At 53.4% G+C, this 21,081-nt stretch carries 18 protein-coding genes and 1 pseudogene; 8 read left to right on the top strand and 11 right to left on the bottom strand.

Going from position 1 to position 21,081, the window contains the following annotated elements:
* Position 1: 1 nt before the first annotated feature.
* Entirely contained in the window at positions 2-1,348 is a 1,347-nt protein-coding gene (trkA, locus tag B2Y11_RS02760) for a Trk system potassium transporter TrkA (RefSeq protein WP_291055913.1), read from the bottom strand.
* Between the two features lie 337 nt (positions 1,349-1,685).
* Complete coding sequence (locus B2Y11_RS02755; RefSeq protein ID WP_291055910.1) at positions 1,686-2,579, bottom strand: LysR family transcriptional regulator; 894 nt, start codon at positions 2,577-2,579, stop codon at positions 1,686-1,688.
* A gap of 153 nt (positions 2,580-2,732) precedes the next feature.
* Between B2Y11_RS02755 and B2Y11_RS02750 the strand changes: the two genes are divergently transcribed.
* The 4 genes from B2Y11_RS02750 (at position 2,733) to B2Y11_RS02735 (ending at position 5,153) form a co-directional block, all read left to right on the top strand.
* Complete coding sequence (locus tag B2Y11_RS02750) at positions 2,733-3,671, top strand: AEC family transporter (protein ID WP_291055907.1); 939 nt, start codon at positions 2,733-2,735, stop codon at positions 3,669-3,671.
* 59 nt (positions 3,672-3,730) lie between these two features.
* A complete protein-coding gene (locus B2Y11_RS02745; RefSeq protein ID WP_291055904.1) occupies positions 3,731-4,297 on the top strand; it encodes a flavin reductase family protein in 567 nt (188 codons plus the stop codon).
* Positions 4,298-4,667: 370 nt separating this feature from the next.
* Positions 4,668-4,874 carry a DUF2922 domain-containing protein gene (locus B2Y11_RS02740; RefSeq protein WP_291055901.1) on the top strand — a complete coding sequence of 69 codons (207 nt, stop codon included), beginning with the start codon at positions 4,668-4,670 and terminating at the stop codon, positions 4,872-4,874.
* 54 nt (positions 4,875-4,928) lie between these two features.
* Positions 4,929-5,153 (top strand): DUF1659 domain-containing protein, encoded by a 225-nt coding sequence (locus B2Y11_RS02735; protein ID WP_291055898.1) that lies wholly within the window; start codon positions 4,929-4,931, stop codon positions 5,151-5,153.
* Positions 5,154-5,371: 218 nt separating this feature from the next.
* Here B2Y11_RS02735 and B2Y11_RS02730 read toward each other — a convergent pair whose 3' ends face one another.
* Positions 5,372-6,253 carry a 3-hydroxyacyl-CoA dehydrogenase family protein gene (locus B2Y11_RS02730; protein WP_291055896.1) on the bottom strand — a complete coding sequence of 294 codons (882 nt, stop codon included), beginning with the start codon at positions 6,251-6,253 and terminating at the stop codon, positions 5,372-5,374.
* A 396-nt stretch (positions 6,254-6,649) separates the two neighbouring features.
* Between B2Y11_RS02730 and B2Y11_RS08765 the strand changes: the two genes are divergently transcribed.
* The 3 genes from B2Y11_RS08765 (at position 6,650) to B2Y11_RS02720 (ending at position 8,416) form a co-directional block, all read left to right on the top strand.
* Positions 6,650-6,736, top strand: coding sequence for a putative holin-like toxin (locus tag B2Y11_RS08765; RefSeq protein WP_353888835.1), 87 nt, complete (start codon positions 6,650-6,652; stop codon positions 6,734-6,736).
* A gap of 249 nt (positions 6,737-6,985) precedes the next feature.
* Positions 6,986-7,765: a RibD family protein gene (locus tag B2Y11_RS02725; protein ID WP_291055893.1), complete on the top strand. Its 780-nt coding sequence runs from the start codon at positions 6,986-6,988 to the stop codon at positions 7,763-7,765.
* 15 nt (positions 7,766-7,780) lie between these two features.
* On the top strand, positions 7,781-8,416 hold the full coding sequence (locus tag B2Y11_RS02720) for an NAD(P)H-binding protein (protein ID WP_291055891.1): 636 nt from the start codon (positions 7,781-7,783) through the stop codon (positions 8,414-8,416).
* Positions 8,417-9,203: 787 nt separating this feature from the next.
* Here B2Y11_RS02720 and aroF read toward each other — a convergent pair.
* On the bottom strand, positions 9,204-10,220 hold the full coding sequence (gene aroF / locus B2Y11_RS02715) for a 3-deoxy-7-phosphoheptulonate synthase (RefSeq protein WP_291055888.1): 1,017 nt from the start codon (positions 10,218-10,220) through the stop codon (positions 9,204-9,206).
* An 870-nt stretch (positions 10,221-11,090) separates the two neighbouring features.
* Complete coding sequence (gene mdcA, locus B2Y11_RS02710) at positions 11,091-12,764, bottom strand: malonate decarboxylase subunit alpha (protein WP_291055885.1); 1,674 nt, start codon at positions 12,762-12,764, stop codon at positions 11,091-11,093.
* 383 nt (positions 12,765-13,147) lie between these two features.
* On the opposite strand from mdcA, the gene B2Y11_RS02705 reads away from it, so the two are divergent.
* Positions 13,148-13,840 carry a LytR/AlgR family response regulator transcription factor gene (locus B2Y11_RS02705; RefSeq protein ID WP_291055882.1) on the top strand — a complete coding sequence of 231 codons (693 nt, stop codon included), beginning with the start codon at positions 13,148-13,150 and terminating at the stop codon, positions 13,838-13,840.
* A gap of 99 nt (positions 13,841-13,939) precedes the next feature.
* Here the strand turns inward: B2Y11_RS02705 and B2Y11_RS02700 are convergent, their stop codons facing one another.
* The 6 genes and pseudogenes from B2Y11_RS02700 to B2Y11_RS02675 all read right to left on the bottom strand — a co-directional run bounded on the left by B2Y11_RS02700 (position 13,940) and on the right by B2Y11_RS02675 (position 20,730).
* Positions 13,940-15,421, bottom strand: a complete 1,482-nt coding sequence (locus B2Y11_RS02700; RefSeq protein WP_291055880.1) for an amidase family protein — start codon at positions 15,419-15,421, stop codon at positions 13,940-13,942.
* Between the two features lie 145 nt (positions 15,422-15,566).
* Positions 15,567-16,952: a short-chain fatty acid transporter gene (locus tag B2Y11_RS02695; protein WP_291055878.1), complete on the bottom strand. Its 1,386-nt coding sequence runs from the start codon at positions 16,950-16,952 to the stop codon at positions 15,567-15,569.
* A gap of 168 nt (positions 16,953-17,120) precedes the next feature.
* A complete protein-coding gene (locus tag B2Y11_RS02690; RefSeq protein ID WP_291055876.1) occupies positions 17,121-17,609 on the bottom strand; it encodes a HutP family protein in 489 nt (162 codons plus the stop codon).
* Between the two features lie 266 nt (positions 17,610-17,875).
* Positions 17,876-18,415: pseudogene (locus tag B2Y11_RS02685) on the bottom strand (sodium ion-translocating decarboxylase subunit beta); the annotation flags it as partial.
* A gap of 486 nt (positions 18,416-18,901) precedes the next feature.
* Positions 18,902-20,074: an ABC transporter permease gene (locus B2Y11_RS02680; protein ID WP_291055873.1), complete on the bottom strand. Its 1,173-nt coding sequence runs from the start codon at positions 20,072-20,074 to the stop codon at positions 18,902-18,904.
* Positions 20,071-20,730, bottom strand: coding sequence for an ABC transporter ATP-binding protein (locus B2Y11_RS02675; RefSeq protein ID WP_291055870.1), 660 nt, complete (start codon positions 20,728-20,730; stop codon positions 20,071-20,073). The genes B2Y11_RS02680 and B2Y11_RS02675 overlap by 4 nt, the downstream gene beginning before the upstream one ends.
* Between the last annotated feature and the right edge of the window lie 351 nt (positions 20,731-21,081).

Below are 21,081 nucleotides of genomic sequence, written 5' to 3'. Positions count from 1 at the left end.
GTCAATCCCTTCCTTTGAAATAGGAAATCACATCCTGCACGTGGTCCGTTTCCACAATGAGGATGACATTATCACCGGCAGCAAGGACGGAGCGGCCGTCAGGAATGGACGCTTTCCCGTCCCGCACATAGGCGCCTACCAAGCAGGAGCGGGGGATGCCCGCCTTCATGAGGGGCACGCCGGCAGCCCGGGAGCTCTCAGGAATGACGATTTCCAATGCTTCCGCCCGGGCCCCTTCCAAGAGGGACACGGACACCACATTCCCGCTCCGCACGAAGCCCAGCACCTCCGCCGCTGCCAGAAGACGGGTGGACAGGACGATATCAATGCCCACCTGCTGCATGATGGAAATATACTCGGTGCGGGTCACCCGCACAATGGTCTGCCCGGCGCCCAGGTGCTTGGACAGAAGGGCCATCATCAGGTTCAGCCTTTCATCCTTGGTGGTGCAGATGACCGTATCCGCCTCCGACACCCCTTCCTGGGTGAGAAGGTCGATGTCCGTGCCGTCGCCTAAGAGCACCATCCCCTTTTTCAGCTTGCCCGCCATTTCCTGGCAGTGGTCCTCATTATTGTCGATGACCTTCACCGAAATGCCCTGCTTCTCCAGCATGGGAGCCAGCGCCTGCCCCGTGCGGCCGGCGCCGATAATAAGGGCATTCTGCGTCCGTTTCTGGTACTTGGCATTGCTGTGGGCGGAAATCTTCGTCAGGGAATCGGGATTTCCCAGGAAATACACATTATCCAGCGGCAGGATGCGGTCACTGCCATGGGGGATAATCATGTGATGATCCCGCAGAATAAGGGCGATCAGCACCGACGGCGGCAGGGTGATGTCCTTCAGTGCCCTGTGGGCCATGGGCGAGCGGGGGGAAATCTTCGTTTCCAGAAGCCGCACCTTCCCGCCGGCAAAATCCTCCACGTTAATGGCGGAAGGGGTCATGACGAGGCGGCTGATTTCACGGGCCGTAATCAGCTCCGGACTCAGCACCAGGTCGATGTCGAAATTTTCCTTGATATAGTCCACCGGCTCCGACAGGAACTTCGGATCCCGGATGCGGGCAATGGTATGGGGGATGCCGTTTTTCTTCGCCAGTATGCAGGCAATGATATTCACCTCGTCCATGGCGGTCACCGCCACCAGCAGATCGCTTCCCGCCACATCCCGGCTCCGCATAAAGGAAGGACTGGTGCCGTCGGCCTGGATGGTGAGCACGTCCAGGTCATTCCGGATGGCCTCCAGCTTTTCCCCGTCCGAGTCCACCACCACCACATCATAACCTTCGTTAACCAGAAAATCGGAAACAATATAGCCCAAATGGCCTGCGCCAATGACAATGATACGCATATATGCTCCTTTGATAGAAAAACCGTATGATGAATCCGCTTTCCCCTATTGTATCACGGATGGGGAATGGGGGTTGAGGACTGGGGGATTGGGCGCCGCATCATTTCGGCCGCAGCAGAGGAGAATGGAGAAATCTCCCCGCTATCCTGTGGCTATCGCCTCCATGGGAGGTTTCCGGCGGTATCCCCGGACATAAGAGACATCAGACGGTCAGACGTCAGACTTCCCGCCTTCCACAGACAGAATCCTGAGCGTCAGCGAAGGATTTCGGTACATGCCGCAAGTAATTCCACTGTCCATATACCGGTCGGCGGGAGCAGCAGGATGAAGGAAACTTTCACGCCACCGGCGTGTCCAGTTCTTTTTCCAGACAGGCAAGGAACCGTTCCATGCCCTTGGAGAGGTGATGATCCTTCAGGCAGAAGAAGGTGATGGACTGGCGGGAAGAGGGGCTGTCCAGAGGGGTGAGGACCATATCCTCTTCCCCCTTTTCCCAGGGAGCCCGGGTGATGACGGCAGCCGCAAGGCCTGCCTCTGCCATGGCCAGGGCAGAGGAGCGGGCGTCTACGGCAAAGAGGATGGGGGCCCGAAGTCCCTTTTCACCAAAGAACTGTTTCACCGCCTCTTCGGTGCTCCGGCTCACGGCCAGGGGCGCGGAAGCCAGATCCTCCGGCCTGAGGCTTTCCCTGTCCGGAAGGAAATGGGAGTCCCTCCGGGCGGCGGCCATGAGGGTGCAGGTTTCTTCATGGAGCACCCGGAAGAGGGAGGGATCCGGAAGGGGCGCATTGGTAATGCCCATTTCCGAAATGCCCCGGCGCACTTCCTCCGCCAGCGGCAGCTGGTAGGATTCCCGGAGCCGGAAGGTCATGTCACTGTATTTTTCGTGGAAGGGGCGGATGCCCTTTTCAATGACCATGGGCATAAGGGAGGGGGAAATGGACAGGTGGAGAGTGCCGGAAAGGCCTTCGGAGAGGGCGGCGATTTCCGAACGGGCCATGCCGTCGGCTTCGCAGATCTGCCGGGCCTGGCGGTAGAGAATCCACCCCGCCTCTGTGAGCTCCAGGGCATGGCGGCCTTTCCTGGGCTTCACCAGCGTCGCGCCGTACTCCTTTTCCATGACCTGCAGCTGCCTTGTCAGCGCCGGCTGGGCCACATGGATTTCCCGGGAAGCCCTGTTCATGCCGCCGGCTTCCACCATGGCAATGAAATTTCTGTAAAATTCAAGATTCATATCCCATCACCCTATGTAAGAAAGGAATGTAACTAATAAAATAAAGGAATAAGTGAAATCATAAATCTATATTATTATTATAAGATGGACAGGGATATACTGTAAAGGAATCAACACGGAAGCGCACCTCCATTTCACGGAAAGGAATCAACCATGGACGCCATTTTACAGGGATTATCAGGCATATTTGAAGTGGTCCTCATTGCAGGACTTGGATTTTATCTGGCCAAAATCGGATGGCTCTGGGAAACGGCGGGGAAGGACCTCACCCGCCTGACCATGACCGTGGCCCTGCCGCCCCTTATGATTTACTCTTTGAAATCCAATTTCACCCATGACCAGCTCATCGAGACGGCGCCGGATCTGCTCCTCCCCTTTGCCTCCATCTTTGCAGCCTACCTGGCAGGGCGGCTCCTGGCGGCCATTCTTCACATTTCGCCCGGGCGGCGGGGCGTCTTCACCTGCACCTGCTGCATTGCCAACGCCATTTTCATCGGCCTTCCGGTGAACGTGGCCCTCTTCGGCGAAAAGAGCGTGCCCTCCGCCATGCTGTACTACATCGCCAACACCGCCATGTTCTGGGGCCTGGGAGCCTACCTCATCGTGAAGGACGCAGGAAGCGGAAGGACATTTACCTTCGGCGAAATGATGAAGAAACTCCGCACGCCGCCGCTCATGGGATTCGTGGCCGGCGTGGTGCTGGTGCTTCTGGACATCCCCCTTCCCTCCTTTGCCTTGACCGCCTGCCGGTATGTGGGAAATATGGCCACCCCCATGGCCCTTATGGTGGTGGGCATCCAGATGAGTGAAATCCCCCTTTCCTCCATCCACTGGGACCGGGACCTGGCCGGCGCCATGGCAGGCCGTTTCATCCTCTCCCCCCTCTGCCTCTGGCTCCTCCTTCCCTTCATTCCCATAAGCCCCATGAGCGCCCGCGTATTTCTCCTGCAGTCCGGCATGCCGGCCATGACAAACATGACCATCCTGGCCGCCTCCGTAGGCGCCGACGCCAAATACTCCACTACCATCAACTGCCTCTCCCTCCTTCTGGGCGTCTTCTTCATTCCCTTCTACATGTTTCTCCTCTCATAGACGATAATGGTAGAATAAAAGAAAGAAATCAAATTTCATTTCCATAAGGAGGAATCAATATGAAAAAAGGATTCAAACCATCTTCCTGGATTTTTCCCCAGCCCGCCATCGTCATTGCCACTTACGACAAAGATGGACGCCCCGACGCCATGACCGCCGCCTGGGCCGGCATATATGACACGAATAAAATCGGCATCATGCTGGATCACCGGCACAGAACCATGGAAAACATCAAAGAAACCGGCGCCTTCACCGTCAGCATGTCCACCATGGAAACCATGGCGGAGTCCGACTACTTCGGCACCGTTTCCGGAAACACCGTGGAAGACAAAATCGGCAGGGCCGGCTTCCACACCGCAAAGAGCGAATACGTGAACGCGCCGGTGATTGAAGAATATCCTCTCACCTTTGAATGCAAAGTGGAAAAACTCATCCCTGAAGGAGAAGACTTCCACGTGGTAGGCAGCATCGTCCACATTCTGGCGGAAGAATCCATTTTGACCGATGGGAAACCGGACCCCGCCAAACTGCGCCCCCTGGCCTTCGACGGCGTCAACGGCACCTACATGGAAGTGGTCCGTACCGTAGGGAAGGCATGGAAAGAAGGAAGAAAGTTTGTGAAATAGTGAGCTAGTGGACTAGTGGACTAGTGGACTAGTGGACTAGTGGACTAGTGGACTGGTGGACTAGTGGACTGGTGGACTGGTGGACTAGCTAACTAGCTCACTAGCCAACTAGCTCACTAGCTAACTAGCCAACCAGCTCACTAAGAAAAGAGGCATACTGCAAAGAGAACCGGGAAGGAATGACTGCTGTTCCTTCCCGGTTCTTCTTTTATTTGAAATAAAAATTTAAAAATTTGTACTTCCCATGAGACACTTTTTCTTTCCTGAAGACTATGTAGCCAGAGAAGCGAAAAGAGAGCCGCCAGCCCGGGCGGCGGATTTCTAAGCTTCTCTCCCGATTCCATTTTTTAGAAGAAAGGAAGTAGATTTCATGAAAAATCTGGCACTCGTATTCAAGACCAACGGCACCTCCACCCTCACCATCAATCTGCCCAGCCCCAGGGACAACCTCACCCTGGACGAAGCCAAACTGGCAGCAGCCAAAATGGTGCCCGTCCTCATCACCAACGGAGGGGTGGATGTGACCGACCTGGAAAAGGCCGCCATCGTCACCACCTCTGAAGAAGAGCTGGCCTAAGGGCAGTCATTTCATTGATTATTTCATGTAGTGTAAAAGAAAGGAAGTCATCCTATGGCAGCAAAGAAAAATGTATCCGACGTTAGACTCCAGATCCGCTTCAACAACGGCACCACCGCTTCCGGCAAGGTCTCCGTAAAGACCCTGTCCCTGGGGCAGATCAAGCTGGGCGCCACGGACCAGGAACTCCTGGACGCAGGCAGCGCCCTGGCAGGTCTCTCCTCCCTTCCCCTGGAAGGCCTCCGGAGAGTGGAAACCGGCGATCTCGTCGATGGCTGATGGATAGCAGAAAAGGCCGCGGAAAAATCCGCGGCCTTTTTGCGTGGGAAGGGGGCCAGTGAAGCCGGACTTTTCCCCCTGAGCGCCGGCAAACACAACCCTTCTACACAACCTGCCGCGCCAGCGGCATCCTTTTTTCTGTCCGGAATGACCGGTAGAACGCAGCTTACTGTCCCACTGTCCCACTGTCCCACTAGCCCACTAGTACACTAGTTCACTCACTTATACAGCGCCTCATAGAGGGCTTTCAATTTCCTGTCCCTTTCCTCTGTGGATTTCGCTGCCTTATCACCGTCATACTTGTAGAAGCCTTCGCCCGTTTTCACGCCCAGATGTCCTTCCTTCACCTTTTCCGCCAGAAGGAGCGGCACTTCGTGGCTGTCTTCCAGATCCGCCATGAGGTATTCGCTCACATGGGCAAACACGTCCAGGCCGCCGAAGTCCACGGTTTCCAGGGGGCCCAGGCAGGCCCAGCGGAAGCCCAGGCCGTACTTCATGACTGCGTCTGCCCCTTCTTTGCTGATGATTCCTTTCTTCACCATGGAAAGGGCTTCCCGGATCACCGCCAGCTGGATGCGGTTGGCTGCAAAGCCGGGAGCGTCCTTTTCCACAATGGCCGGTTTCTTCCCGATGGCCAGGGAGAGGTCATAAATGGTTTTTGCCGCTTCCGCCTTTGTATGGTCGTTCTTAATGATTTCAATGAGGGGGATGAGAGTGGGCGGGTTGAACCAGTGCATACCCAGGAAACGCTCCGGCCCCTTCACCAACTTCGCCAGGGCATTGATGGAAAGGCCGGAAGTATTGGTGGCAATGATGGTCTTTTCATCGGCCAGGGGAGAATAGGTTCTGTAGAATTCTGATTTGGCCGCCAGATCTTCCACAATGTTTTCCACAATGAGATCCCGTCCCCGGAAGGCCGCAGGGTCGGTGGTGTAAGAAATATGATTCACCATGTCCGGCGCGATCTTCGTCTTCGCCCGTTCCAGCGTGGAATCCCGGTGATTCCAGAGAATCACTTCATAGCCCTTCCGCGCAAAAATTTCCGCCATGGAATACCCCATGGTACCGGCGCCGGCAATGGTAATTTTTCTGATTTCCATTTGTGTCAACCTCCTTCTGACAGTATGAGCCGTGAGGGCTCATTTCCTGTATATATTGTATCACTTTGGGAAGCGGCTTTGCCTTATGGACACACCTTCGGTGTGAGGGTTGACGGGGCTTCGCCCCGAGGGTTGTGGCCGCCTGATGGCGGCGGGTTGTGTTCGCTAGCGCTCAGGGGGCGACAGCCCTAACGGGCTGAGGGTGGTGGTGGCGGCTCCGCCGCAGTAATAAAGATTCAGCGCCCTGCGGGTGTAATCATAAATACTATGGATATATCGTATGTACACTTATCCTGTTTTTGAGATATTTGCCAAATCTCTAAAAAACATGTTAATATTTATATAAGACAGCTGGCAGGGCTTTCTCTTACTTCCTGTAAGAGGAGGTGATTCACTATGAGCCAAGATTTGTATCAGGCCTTTATGGTCATCATCAATTTCGCGGCCTTAGTGGTCGCCATTATTGCGCTTATTAAAAAGTAGCAATTGAAAAAAGCCATCCAATGGCTTGGAAGGCTCCTTTCAAATCTAAAAAATTATGAGAGAGCCGTTTCCTCCCCAGGATGCCAGCTGTCTCTTTCTATGCTCATTATACCACAGAAAATGGAAAAGACAAATTTGAGATGATTCCATTTTCTGCGTATTTTCCTTAACGATAAATCTGCGGTATCTATACACAATGCTTCCCGCCGCTTCTAGCGGACCTGTTTTCCCAGAAGGAAGGAGACCATCATGGAAAGACCTTATATTATCTGTCATATGGAAACGAGCCTGGACGGCAAAATCATGGGAAAGTATCTGTGGCTCCCCGGCCCGGAGGGTGTGGAGGATTCCTTTTATGCAGTGCAGAGGAAATTTAACTTCCAAGCCATCATCATGGGACGTACCACCATCGATGACAACAGGACCCTGTACAAAAAGCCGGAAATCTATGAAAATGCCGTTCCCCTGCCGGAGGGAGATTTCCTTACCGGCGCCAAGGGGCCCTTCCTCATAGCGGTGGACGGGGAGGGAAAACTGGCCTGGGAGGAAAAGAGGGCCGAGGAAAACGGGATTTCCATGGACATTGTGGAAATCCTGACGGAATCTGCTTCCATGGGGTACAAAGATTTTCTCCGCCGGAAAGGTATCAGTTACCTGATCTGCGGCAAAGACAAGGTGGACCTTCCCCTGGCCTGCAGGAAAATCAAGAACCTCCTCCATGTGGACACCATGATTCTGGGCGGCGGCGGCGTGCTGAACTGGAGCTTCCTGCAGGACGGACTGGCAGATGAGGTGAGCCAGGTCATAGCGCCTGCCGCCGACGGCAGCTGCCATACCCAGACCCTTTTCATGGCAAAGGAAGGCCTTTCCAAAGACCAGCCCCTCCGTTTCAGGGCCCTTTCTTCTGAAATCATGGCTGACGGCGCTGTGTGGATTCGCTGGAAGGTGGGGGAAAAGTCAAACTATGATTTTGACAGGGACCCCGATTTCCGGGCAGTGCAGGAAATGATTCACGCCAATCGTTCATAATTGCAAGGAGGCCCCATGAAAGCCATTGTAATCGGTGCCACCGGAGCGGTAGGGCAGGATCTGGTAAAAACGCTTCTCTATGATGACCGTTATGAAACGGTGACCACCTTTACCCGTCGTCCTCTGGGGTTTACCCATCCCAAAATCCAATCATTTATCGTTGATTTCAACCTTCCTGACACCTGGCATCATCTGGTGCAGGGGGATGTTCTTTTCTCCGCCCTAGGTACGTCTTTGAAACAGGCGGGGTCTAAAGAAGCCCAGTACCGGGTAGATCACGACTACCAGCTTTCCTTTGCCAGGGCGGCCAGGGAAAACGGCGTGCCCCATATGGTGCTGGTTTCGTCGGTAGGAGCAGACAGTTCTTCCCGTTTTTTCTATTTGAAATTAAAAGGACTCATCGAAAAGGATGTGGAAGCTCTCCAGTTTCCCAGCCTTACCATTCTCCGGCCCCCGTCCCTGATTCGGAAGCATGCCAAAAGGCCGGCTGAAACGGTGTCGGTGAAACTGCTTCAGCTGGCCAGCAGTCTGGGGCTTTGCAAAGCCATGGCCCCTGTGCCTACGGAATCGGTGGCCCGGAAAATGGCGGATGAAGGCGCTCATCCTTCGGAAGGCGTGAAAATCCTTTCCGCCCAGGAAACAAGGGGATAAATGGACACGCCTGCGGCGTGAGGGTTGACGGGGCTTCGCCCCGAGGGTTCTTAAGTTTCTTAAGTTTGACGGCCCTCCGGGCCGAAGGTTGTGGCCGCCTGTCGGCGGCGGGTTGTGTTCGCTTCGCTCAGGGGGCGACAGCGCCTACAGCGCTGAAGGTGGTGGATTGCCCTTCGGGCAATGCTTATAAAGTCAGCGTTACGGGATTGACTTTATGGATCATATGGCATGATAAGCACTCTGGTGATTGGCTCGCTACGCTCGCCTCCCCCTTTTCGGCTGCGCCGGACTTCTCCACGGGAAAGCGTGTCACACGATTCTCAGGTCGCTTTGCTCCCTTACGAATCGTGTTCCCTTGCCACCCCTATTCAGGGGGAAGAATAAAACACCGCGAAACACTCTCTTCATAAATGGCTCTACAGTAAGCACGGGTTGTTGTGCCCCCGCTTGCGGGGGAAAGGTGGTGGCGTTAGCCACCAAAGGGGGAATCTCCATCGCCCGCAGGGCGGTTGTAAAGGTTTTCCATAAGAGGGCGCATCTAAAAGCGCCCACCACGGCAGCTGCCCCTTGAGCGAAGCGAACACAACCCTTGGCACCGAGGGCCAAAGGCCCGATGGATGCCATACGCCCCTCTGCGCCGCAGGCGCAGGCCCCTACGGGAATACTGGAAAGCTCCGCCCAGGTCCCGATCCCGCCAATGCCACAATCGCCCCCAAACGTTGCAAAAGGCAGAGCTCCCATGAGCCCTGCCTTTTCTCCACTCCGAAAGAACATGCAGGGCTTCTGATTACAATTCCCTTCCCACAATAGGAGCCAGCTGTTTCAGCCGTCCCATGAGGTCATCAAAAGTCTCTGGCGTAATGGATTCCGCTCCATCACACCATGCATGTTCCGGATCATTATGAACTTCACACATAATGCCATCGGCGCCGGCAGCAATGGCTGCCATGGCCATGGACGGCACCATTTCCCGATGGCCTGTGGCGTGGCTGGGGTCAACGATAATGGGCAGGTGGCTTCTTTCCTTCACCACTTCCACCGCCGACAGATCCAGCGTATTTCTGGTGGCTTTTTCAAAGGTGCGGATGCCCCGTTCGCAGAGAATCACATTGTGATTTCCTTCGGACATAATGTATTCCGCACTCATGAGCCATTCCTCGATGGTGGCGGACATGCCCCTCTTCAGGAGCACCGGCACATTCAGGCGGCCCACCGCTTTCAAGAGGTCAAAATTCTGCATATTCCGGGCGCCGATCTGGATGATGTCCACGCCCTTTTCCAGGAACATACCGATTTTATCGGCGCTCATGAGCTCCGTCACCACCGGCATGTTTCCCTTATGGGCAGCAGAAATCAGAAGATCCAGCCCCTTTTCCCCCAGCCCCTGAAAGGAGTAGGGGGAAGTTCTTGGCTTGAAAGCGCCGCCGCGGAGCACCGCTGCCCCCGAAGCCTTTACTGCCTTTGCGATGCCGCCGATCTGCTCAGGCGTTTCAATGGAGCAGGGGCCTGCCATGACCACCAGCTTTTTACCGCCGATTTTCACGCCCTTCACATCCACCACCGTATCGGCCGGATGGAAAGCGCGGCTGGCCCGCTTGTAGGGCTCCTGTACCCGCATGACCTTGTCCACCCATGGATTGCTGAGGAAATCCCTTTCGTCCAGGGCAGACGTATCGCCTACCAGACCCAGCACCACCTTGCTGGAACCTTTGCTGCGGTCCACCTGGAATCCGCGGTCCCTCATTTCCTGTTCCAGAGACTCGATAGCCGTAAGCGGTGCATTCTGTTTCATTACAATAATCATGATGTTCCTCCTCTGCCCTTCCCAAGGGCTCCTTCAATTCTCCGGGACCCATGTCCCCTCTCTTCTAACTCCTATCCTTCCATCCTCCATAAAAGAAAAGGACAGGCTCTGATGAGTCTGTCCTTTCATTCTGGAAATATCTTATCTGGAAAGGGAACGGGACTCATCACGGGCGTAGCAAAAGTAACCGAAGCCATAATAATAGCTCCAGCCAAAGACATCATATGCCATTCCTGCGTTCATGGAAGCCAGTCTCATCATTCCCTCTCCTTTCGTTAGAAGTTAGCTTAGTATAGGCTCACAAAGCCCCTTTTGTCAAGAGGCAATGGGGCCGGAGAGGCAGAAGAAAAGCCCGGGAACTGCCAAAGGTTCTGTCCCTCGCTTCCCGCGGGGGAAGCGACCATGAGCTGTTCAATGTCATCAATGGTGAAGCAATTTCAATCCACGCTTCCCGCGGGGGAATCGACTCATGTAATCAAAAAAGAAGCGGGGCCCCAACCACCGGCAAGCCGGTGGAGGATTTACAGGGGCCAAACGCTTCTTATACAGTCAGTGTAGCAGACGCGCTTATCCGGAGTCAAGGACAGAAAAGGTAGACGTAAGTTCAGAGTTCAGAGTTCAGAGTTCAGAGTTCAGGGTTCAGGGCTCTCGTGGCGGCTTTGCCGCCTTTTTTAGAAGATGGTACTCTCGTATCGCAGCCTTCCCCTCTAGGGGAAGGTGCCCCGCAGGGGCGGATAGGGTGACCATGGCATGAAAGACAACTGGGATAATGTTTCCCGGTCACTCCTATGAGACCTGCAAGTCCCCCGCGTCAGATTGAACGCGAAAATGAGATGATCGTTATTTCACATCGCCTTTTCCATGCTGTCATTACCAGTTTCTGAACTTAGCCGGCGGGTTGTAAAGACCGCCGGACCAGTCCACAAGGTCCTTCATATTCTTGGCAGCGAGGAGGTCGCGTGTCGCCTGAGACGGATCGATCCCGAAATCTTCCGGCAGCTTGACGATGCCTTCCTTTCTGAGCTTCTTCGTGATCTCCGGATCTTCGAGCTTGCCGACTTCCGTCTTGCCTGCTACCGCACGGATCGCATTCATGCGTTCTTCCATGTTGTGGCACTTGTGGAGGTACGCGATGCCGACTTCGGAAACAATGTGGGTGAGATCATCGGAGTAGATCATGATCGGTTCGAGATCAAGGTTTGCATTCTTCTTCAGAGCGACGGCATCGAGCTGATCGACGAAGCCCGGGAAGCCTTTTTCAGAGACGGTCGTGATCATTTGGACGACGAGCTTCTTGCCGCGGTTGCGGTCGCCCATGAGTTCGTAGCGGTTCGCCACTTCTTCGCCCGCTTTTTTCCATGCCGGAGTGACATGACGGCGGCCTTTGGCATCGCAGCCCATGTTCGGAGCGCCGCCAAAGCCTGCGACATTGTTCTTGGTCGCAGTGGAAGAGTTGCCAAAGCGATCGATCTGCATGGTGGAGCCGATGAACATATCAGCGGCATAGTGACCGGCAGCCTGGCAGAAAGCACGGTTTGAACGCATGGTACCATCCGGACCGACAGCGAAAACGTCGCTTCTGGCTTTGATGTATTCTTCCATGCCGACTTCCGAGCCGAAGGAGTAGATGGCCTGCGCCCAGCCGGTCTCAATAGCCGGGATCAGGGTCGGATGCGGGTTCAGTACCCAATGGGTGCAGATCTTGCAGCGCAGTCCCAGAGATTCACCGAAGGTCGGGAGCAGCAGCTCGACAGCAGCGGTATCGAAGCCGACGCCGTGGTTCAGGACTTTGACGCCATATTCTTCGTAAATGCCGCGGATCGCCATCATAACCTTGAGGATACGTTCATTCTGGATCTTTGCCGGATCTCTGGTGAAGAGCGGGTTCAGCATGTATGGTGTCGGGCTTTCGACGACGAAGTCGACCCAGTCAGCCGGGATATCGACACGCGGGAGCTTACCAACGATCTGATTGACCTGGAAAATAACGATGCCCTGATTGAATTTCGTCGCTTCGACGATCGCCGGGGTGTCCTCTGTGGAAAAGCCGGTGTAAATGTTGCCGGCTGCATCTGCATAGTCAGCGCAGACGAGGGAAACTCTCGGCACGAGATCGATGAAGTAGCGGGAATACATTTCAAGGTAGGTATGGATAGCGCCAAGTTCGACACCGTCATTCTGGACCATCTGCGCCAGACGCTTGCCCTGGCTGCCGGCATAAGCGAAGTCCAGCTTTCTGGCGATGCCTTTATCAAAGACATCCAGATGCTCCGGAATGGAGAGGGTGGACTGAATCATGTGGAGGTCATGAACCTTGGCGGGATCCACTTCGCACAGTTTCTTAGCCAAAAAGTCTGCCTGTTTCTGGTTGTCCCCTTCGATATTGACTTTATCGCCCGGGCGAAGGACCGCTTCAAGGACTTTGACGGTATTGGCTGCGTCAACGATCTTTCCCTCTGCATACGGAGCGGCAGCTGCAATGCGTGCTGCGGTATCGTCTCCTCTGGTGTGCCAGTTCTTATTGCATGGTTTGATTTCTAACATGAATGGACTTCCTTTCAATAAAAATAGGTATGTACAGAAATAAGTATGCAGGTTTTCATTACCCTTGTTGTTATTATGGCCCTATCATAACGGATAGTGGCGGTAAGAGGAAAGGGGGATTGGGAGCTAGTGACTGGTGACTGGTGACTAGTGACTAGTAGCTAGGGATTAGGGATTAGGGGCTGGTGACTGAAATGCCGCTTTCGGGCATCGCCCCATATATACGCGGCGAAGCCGCCACCTTCATTCCTAATTCGAGCAAAGCATTCATTCACAATCAAGGGACAGTACGTCCCGCGGCTAGCCCTGAACCCTGAACCTTGAACCCTGAACCTTGAACCTTGAACCTTAAACCCCAACCCATTCCCCCAAAGGAGGACCCCATGAAAGAAATCCGTGCTCTTGTCGCTGACGACGAACTGCCGGCCCGCGGCGAGCTGACCTATGAACTCTCGAACATCCCCGGCGTCAAAGTTGTCGGAGATTACGGCAACGGACGCGAAGTCCTCGCCTTTCTGAAAACACATCCGAATGTCGATATCCTTTTTCTCGACATCGAGATGCCTCTCATGAACGGGCTCGAATGTGCGAAAGAAATCGTCCGCATGGACCTCCCGGTGAAGGTCGTCTTCGCGGCGGGCTACTCACAATTCGCCGTCAAGGCCTTCGAGCTGGAAGCTTTCGACTATATCTTGAAGCCCTACAACGAAGCACGCATCGCGCGCACCATCTCCCGCCTTGCCGACAGCCTCACCCTGATGGAAAAGGAATGGGCGCCGGGTAAAATCGTCTCCACCTCACAGAAGATTTCCCTGCAGACACAGGGCAAGACCATCATGATCTCCCCCGCGCAGGAAATCGTTCTGATTTCCACCGAGAAATCCGACCGCTCTCTCTTCTATACGACGAGCGGAATCATCGAGTCGAAGATGACGCTCCGCGACATCGAGTCTCTCCTCTCCCCCCTAGGCTTCTTCCGCACGCACAAGGGCTACATCGTGAACCTTTCCATGATCCAGGAAATCCAGAATCAGGACAATGGCACCCTTCTCCTAACGCTCAGCCATTACCCCTGAGAAAAAGTGCCCGTCTCCAGGCACTATCTCAAAGACTTCAAGAATACGCTCCATTTGGTTTAGATAGGAGAAGGTATTCCTGATCTGTTCAGCCCGCACTCAGTCTTCCAAGGCCGGCGTGGATACAGGCATTTTTCTGAAATGGGAATGTTGTTCAAAGCTGTAAGCAATTTCAATGAGCACCGGTTCGCTCCATGGCCGCCCAATGATTTCCATCCCGACAGGAACTCCAATCGGTGCCTCTGGTGAGGGGGCAAATCCGGCAGGGACGCAAATGGACGGGAAACCTGTTGATGAACAAAGCACGCCATTTCTCTGCAGCTGATTGCTGCCAATTTTGCACACCAGTTGCTGCTGGTGGGGATAGACCATGGCATCCAAATGCAAGTCTGCCATGATTTTCATGACTTCCCGGCGTACGGCAATTTTGTTATACATTTTTTCTAAATAACGAGGACTCCCCACCTGCCGTGTCATAGCATCTCTCATATTTCCTTCCGAGAATGGATGGAAAAGTCCCTTGTCCAAAATATCTTTCATAGAGTGAACGGGCCATCTGGGAGGTAATGTTTCCAGATAGCTGTTAAGATCATGGCAGAAATCATCGAGGTGTACCGATACTTCCTCATTCAGATACGACTGGTCGATCTGGTTTTCCACCTCAACCAAGGTCGCCCCGTGATCTCTAAATACCTGCAATGCAGTTTCAATCACTTGATTGGTAGATGCATTGCATTTTTCTTTTCCAAATAAACTTTTGAGTATCCCGATCCGCTTTCCTTCCATGCCATCTTTTTGTAAATGGTCGATGTAGCTGTCTCTTTTCTGTCCTACGCTCCATGCCGTTTCTGCATCCTTCTCATCGTAGCCGACAATGACATCCAAGGTCCGCACAGCATCTTCTACTGTGCGGCAAATAGGACCTGCTGTATCCTGTGTCAGAGAATAGGGGATAATCCCAGCGCGCGATACCAGTCCGATGGTCGGGCGGATCCCAACCAGACTATTGGCCGAAGCAGGAGAGCGAACGGAATTAATCGTATCCGTCCCCATTCCGATAATCCCAATATTCGCTGCAATAGAAGCACCTGTACCGCCGGAAGATCCCCCAGGAGTTCTTGTCAGATCATAAGGATTGACTGTTTGCCCTAAGATCGAACTGATCGTTTCACCCCAGATCGCAAATTCATGCAAATTAGTTTTCGCCAAAATGAGTGCCCCTGCCTGTTTTAATTTTTCTACTACGAAAGCATTCTCTGGCGGTACCCATCCTTTCAATGCAATAGAGCCTGCTGTGGTAGGCATGTCACTGGTATTGAAATTATCTTTCAGCATCACCGGGATCCCATGCAGGGGACCTTGTAAAGCATGATGTTCCTTCAGATAAGCATCTGCTGCAGCTGCTTCTTCCAAAATGTTCGGATTGACACAAATGATCGAATTGATTGCCGGGCCTTTCTTATCATAGGCTTCGATCCGCTGTAAATAGAACTTAATCAGCTCAACGGCTGTCAAAGAACCCTCCAAATATGCCTGGTGTACTTTTGAAATCGTTGTTTCCATGAATTCAAAGTGTTCCATTTTTCTTCTCCTGTTCAATCATAACCTAATGCTCCTGCTTACTCGCGGTTGGTAGTTACTGTGACGGATCGTCTATCGCGAGACAAGAGAGAATATCCCTTATCTGATTTCTCACCATCTATTCTGGTGAATAGCCACGCCTATCTCATAACAACGCGGCTGCGAAAAAAATGAAGCCTGATAAAATCATGATGCCGATAGAATATCCCATAATATCCTTCGCCTTAAGACCCGTGATTCCCAGAAGAGCAATCGCCCAAAATGGCTGTGCCATATTGGTCCAGCAATTCCCATATGCCACCATCAGCGCGGTCTTTACCAAATCGGCACCCATCATTTTGGCCGATTCCAGAGCCACCGGCCCCTGTACAGCCCACTGCCCACCACCGGAAGGAACAAACATATTTACGATCGATGCGGATAAGAAAGTCCACAGATAGAAAGTACTTTCTGTGCTGACTGCCGCGATCCCATTGGCTAAAGCCATGACCAGACCGGAGTATTTCACAATGCCAAGGACACCGGCATACAGAGGAAACTGAAAAATGATACCTGCCGTACCGCCCACGGCATCTTTCACTGCCATGACATAATTCGCAATATTTCCATAAAGCAAAATACCGCCGAAGAGGAAAATAGCATTTAACAGGTTAAAATCTAGCGCATTGAAGCCTTTGGTATAGAAAGCATAGAAGATATAAATAAATCCAAGCAGCCCCAAAGCCCAGGCCAGAATTGGGCTATAGTTTAAAATATCTCCCACCGTAGCTCTGGACGGACGTTTCTGCAATTTCAGGTCTTCCTTTTCAATCGCTTTGATCGCATCCTCATCCAGTGGCTGATAGTCTGATGGATTCTTAGGAAGAAGCAGCGTCGCAAAAAGCGCAGGCCCGATAGCCAGTGCGATGGTGACGCAGATATTTGTCGGATTCAACATGTAATCCGTCATAGGAACTACGCCGATCAAGTCTTCCATGATATGGCCTGGAGTTGCGATGAAGAGACCCACCGAAGAAGACAGGGCACCCTGCCAAGTCATCTGCCCTACATACGCGCCAGCAACCATCAGACCATATTCGAAAGGAATCTTTTTATCTCGCAGATTCTTCGCTATTTCCTTCGCTAAGATGGCCCCTACAATAAGGGATAAGCCCCAGTGCACAAAAGAAACCAAAGCACTGACCAATGTCACCGTAAACACAGCCGACTTCGCACTTTTCGGAATCGATGCAATACGGTTGATCCAACCTTTGACCAAAGGCGCATTGGCTACGCAAGAGCCAGTAATGACAATCAAAGCCATCTGCATGGAAAAGCCAAGCAATTCCCAAAACCCTTTGTACCAATTTTGAACCATCTGCATCGGTCCCTGATCCGTCAGTGCGATTCCTAGGCCAAAAGCGATAAAAGTCAGTGCCACTGCAAAGATACTCGCATCTGGCATGTACTTTAAAGAGAACCGGAGAAGCACATTCCCCATCTTCGTAATGGGCGTTTCATTTTTAGGTTCCAAACCACTTGATTTAGTCATTTCAAAGCCTCCTTATTCACGAAAACAAAATATGCACTGCCTTTTGGCACACCCCCTTCAGGCAGAAAAAAAAGCAGAAAAGATGCACACGATATCATCGTGTTGATACTTTTCTGCTAAAATCAATTCCTTTATGCTATACTGAGATACTTTATGAAATTGTAAAAATCAATCTCCAAGGATTTGAAAACCGACCCCTATCGTTTTATGGCCGGAAAGTTCATGCATAGCCAGATTGCCATAAAAGCTTAGGGCGAAATGATTTCCTTTGCGAGCAACAGCAGCTTTGAAACAGAAATTCTGCCCGATCGCATCGGAAGCTCTTGTGCTTTGTGTGACTTCCAGTACACAGTGCGCTACGGGATGTACATGTTCCCGTTTCCTTTCAATGATATTTGTATTCAAGCATAAATTCACTACGTTGCGAATGATATTGCTTTGAGAAGAAATACCAAACCCTGCCACGGTGGTGGCAGCGCTTTTGATCCCCCTTTTCTGTAATTGCAGGATCAAATCCCTTTCCATCTTTTGATCAACAGTCATAGCTAATAAAACGGCCATGCGGCATAGATCTTCCCCTTCACGCGGGTCTATCAGAAAATCTCCCCATTGAATCACAATAAACCTCCCCACAAAAAAAAGAAAGAAAACAAACACAGATAGCCTCATGCTACTGGTTTATTAACTTTCTTCCTGCTGTACTTAATCAAGACTCTATATCATAGGATTTACTTTTTATACTGTTAATAGTTTATCAAAAATAGAATGAATTTTCCAAAAGATTTTATCTATAATTACTAATAAAAATTTTAGTAGGAAAACTTTGGCTCACTAAGGAAAAACGGATCCGGGAAACCCCGATGCAATCACAACATCAGCCCCCATCAAAATTTCCTGAATCGCATTTCTCAAATCCCCAGTCCTTAGCCTCCCAGAAGTGCGAGCATGATGCCGCCGGAGATCGCGGTGCCGAAGACGCCGGCGAGGTTCGGACCCATAGCATGCATCAGAAGGAAGACGCGGCGGCTTTCCTGCTGCCCGACGAGGTGGGAGACGCGGGCTGCGATCGGAACGGAAGCAATACCAGCAGAGCCGATCAGCGGATTGATGCGGCCGCCGGACAGCTTATTCATGATCTTGGCACAGACCACGCCGTTGCCGGTACCGAAGGCAAACGCCACAAGGCCCAGAAAGATGATAAGTATGGTCGAGGACGTGAGGAAGGTATCCGCAGCCATGGTCGAGCCAATGGCGACCGTCAAGACCAGCGTAACCATATTGAGAAGGGTATTGGCCGCTGTTTCCGCCAGCTTGCCGACGACGAGGCATTCGCGCAGGAGATTTCCAAGCATCGGCATGGTGATGAGCGGCGCGACCGGCGGCAGGAACACATTAACGATGAGTGCCATGACGATCGGGAATGCGATCTTCTCGAGGCGAGACGGGTCTGTCAAGTCCTTTGTGTAATTTTTTCTGCTAAATTAAAATCTTTCTAATCAAATGGATTCCAGGTCCCCCGGCAGTATGCGGTCCGGGCGCCCCCCATTTTCAGGAATACAGCCCATCGGTCAACGGATAGCGGTCAGCAGGCAGCCCCTTCCCGCCGACCGGCAGTTACCGGCATTTCATTCACTATCGACACGTACCAAGATCCTTCGCTGGCGCTCAGGATGACTGATGGAAGACGGGAAGTCTGACATCTGACCGTCTGACTGTCTGCCGTCTTCCCGCTGGTCGGTATTCTTTAGTGAACTAGTGAACTAGTGGACTAGTGAGCTAGCAGGAGCCATTAGCGGTACTCACCAAGATTCTTCACTGCGTTCGGAATGACAGTGCCCGGCGGAAAGCTGACAGCCGACAGCCGATAGCCGTCCCACTGTCCCACTTTCCCACTAGTTCACCAGCTCACCAGCCCACTAGTACACTAAGTACACCAGCCCACTTTCCTCTCACAGATAAGCGGACACATCCTTTCTTTCCAGGAGAAGGACAGGTAGAAGGCCGGCGGCGGTGCCCAGGATGGTGACGGCGGGGATGATGAGGGCGCCCCGCCAGTCCGGGGTGGTGACCATGGTGATGGCGGCAGCGCCTGCTGCCGCATGGGCGGCCAGAAGGCTGGCACCATAGCCGGAAAGCCAGCCGCAAACGCTTCCGGCCAAAAGAAGCATACCCTCTTCCGCCAGAAGGAAGCGGCGGATGCGGGCCTTACCGGCTCCCAGGGCCTCCAGAAGGGCCAGTTCCTTCATGCGGGAAAGGCCGCTCCAGTACAGAACGAGGAGCGTGATGAGGAGAGATACCGCCAGAAGGGAGGCGAGGAAGATTTCCCAGAAATGTTTCGTCTGCCCCACCATGGCATAGAGGGAGATGACGGACTGGGAGGGAAAGACCATCTGCACGTCCCGATTTTCCTGGTAAGCGGAAAGGAGATGCATGGCTTCCCTGTATCCCTTCGGCACCACCAGAAGGGCCGTCACTTCCCGCTTATCCGGCTCCCTTTCTCCATGGGCTTCCCACACATCCTTCATGTCGATGAAAATGGCGGTGTCATAGGGGCCGCCCACAGGCCTGAGAATACCGGTGACGCGGAAGGGGTGGTTATGGGCCCGTCCTTTGGGGGAACTGCCGTGGACGGAGCGGAAGGTGTCCCCCACCTTGAGGCCTGTGAGGCGGGCGGTTTCGCTGCCAATCACCGCTTCCCCTTCCTCCTGAAACAGGGCGCCCTCCTCAAGGGAAAGCCAGGGATCTTTGTTTTTTACAGGGCGGTAGCCAAAGAGAGCCCGGTCTGTGCCTACCAAGCGGAATCCCCGGTAATTGTCACCGAAGCCCAGCGGATACACCGCCCTGGTCTCTCCCCTGTTTTTCAGGATTCCCATTTCTGAAAAAGGAATATTCCCCACCGGCCTGTCCCTTAGAAATACGGTATTCAGCACCAGCTGGTAGGCAGAGCCCTTCGCCCCTGCCAGGATGGGAAATGGACTCACTGCCCGGTTGATGCCGCCGTAAAGGCCGCCGGCGGTCTGCAGGATGAATACCGGCAGCGCCGCCGTCACCATGATCAGGAGAAACAGGAGAAACTGGCGAAGGGGCCGGCGCACCAGAGACCGGAATGCCAGGCGAATCATAAAAATGCTCCTTTCTGCACATCATAGCGCAGGGGGAAACGATTCATCACCCTTTTGTCGTGGGTGGCGCAGAGAAGGAGGCAGCCTTCTTCCCTCTGATAGGCCAGCATGAAATCCATGAGCTTCCTGCCGTTTTCCTCATCCAATGACGCCGTGGGCTCGTCCGCCAGAAGGAGGGAAGGCCGGCGCACAATAGCCCGGAGGAAGGACACCCGCTGCTGCTGGCCGCCGGAAAGCCGGTCTGCCCGCCGGTTCTCCAGCCCCGAAAGCCCCACCCTTTCCAGAAGATTCTCTATTTCCCCCTTCTCCGCCCTTTTTCCTGCCAAAGAGGCAGAGAAGCGGATATTTTCCGCCACCGTAAGGTAGGGAAGAAGAAGGGGCTTTTGAAATACATACCCCACCCGGGATGACCGGAAGGCGCAGCGCTCATCGGCGGAAAGGGAAGTCACCGTCACGTCCCCTATGGATATGGTGCCGGCGGCAGGCGTCAGAAGTCCCGAAAGGCAGTGAAGAAAGGTGGTCTTCCCACTGCCCGAAGGCCCCGTAACCACCGCCATTCCGCCATCGGGCAGGGTAAAGGAAGGGACGGAAAGGGCGCGGAGCATCTTCCCTCCGCCGTCGGGGAAATCGCAGATGAGTTGATTGATGGTTATCATGATTATCTCCTTTATATATCTTGGACACGCCTGCGGCGTGAGGGTTCAGAGGGTTCAGAGGGTGTGGTGGCGGCTGACGCCGCAGATTTTAAAAAAGGGGCGCGGCTCCGCCGCAGGTTGTGTAGAAGGGTTGCATCGCTTCGCTCAGGGGGCGACAGCGCCTGCGGCGCTGAGGGTTGTGGTATCGCCCCTTGGGCGATGAACATAAAGTCAGCGTTACGGGATTTATTTTCGGTGCCATATGGCATGATAGGCATTCTGGTGATTAGCCGCTACGCGGCTCCCCCTTATCCGGCTGCGCCGGACTTTCCACCTAAAGGTGAAACGACTCACTATGATTTGTGCGTCGCT

This window comes from Dialister sp. UBA1703 (assembly GCA_002320515.1).
Lineage (GTDB): Bacteria > Bacillota > Negativicutes > Veillonellales > Dialisteraceae > Dialister.
This window is presented reverse-complemented; position numbering and strand designations above follow the sequence as displayed.